Below are 734 nucleotides of genomic sequence, written 5' to 3'. Positions count from 1 at the left end.
AGTTTATATTTACGCATTAATCGACGAATCTTTTTGTGGTTCATAATAATTCCACTTATACGTTCAAGCCGCATTTTAATCACAAGTGCTCCTGCTTTGCCGTGGAGAGCATTAAAGTGCTCTTTGATAAGTCGGAAGTCGTGTTCATCAGCATCCTCACGGAGCTGGCGAGCCTCTTCGGCAGTAAGCCAGCGGTAATAACCACTCGGGCTAACACGAGCCAACTTACATAGATAACGTGTGAGACGTTTCAGATTGTGTTGACGAATGGTCTGGTTGATTATTTGATAGCGCTCGGAGGACGTCAATGTTTCCTCTGCATCTTCTGCTTTTCGAGCGCATCGAGCTTTTTTAGAAAGTCATTCTCCACCTCTAACAGCTTGATGCGCGCTTCAGCACGTTTTAGCTTTTCCTCGGTAGAAAGCTTTTCTCCTGATGGTCTGCCTGTACTGCCTTTCCCTCGTTGTTCCTCTAAAAGCCCCGTCTCTCCATGAGCTGTATAAGTATTACGCCAACGTTTTAAGCAATGTTTGGGTTTCTCATGACCAATGACATCTACGTCAAAACCTGCGCTACGAAATATCTCCATAGGCGTTTGTCCGCTTAGGTATGCTTGAACTGCAGCTAGTTTGAATGCTGGGGCATATGTAATACTTTTATCCGTTACATGTTGGACATTTGGATTCGACTCCAGCTGCTTTATTTCATGCTCCGAAAAAATCTTTGAACTACCC

The 734-nt window shown here is 44.3% G+C and carries 2 protein-coding genes; both read right to left on the bottom strand.

What is annotated here, in order from left to right:
• A partial coding sequence (locus tag ACI7RC_RS27755) for an IS3 family transposase (protein WP_408111386.1) occupies nucleotides 1-308 on the bottom strand: 308 nt, incomplete at its 3' end.
• Nucleotides 305-734, bottom strand: a 430-nt coding sequence (locus tag ACI7RC_RS27750) for an HTH domain-containing protein (protein WP_408111385.1), incomplete at its 5' end; no start/stop codon positions are given. The genes ACI7RC_RS27755 and ACI7RC_RS27750, both read right to left, overlap by 4 nt.

This window comes from Brevibacillus sp. B_LB10_24, from assembly GCF_046036945.1.
In the GTDB taxonomy this organism is placed as follows: Bacteria; Bacillota; Bacilli; order Brevibacillales; family Brevibacillaceae; genus Brevibacillus_C.
The sequence above is the reverse complement of the archived record's forward strand: the minus strand, read 5'-3'. Positions and strand labels throughout refer to the sequence as shown.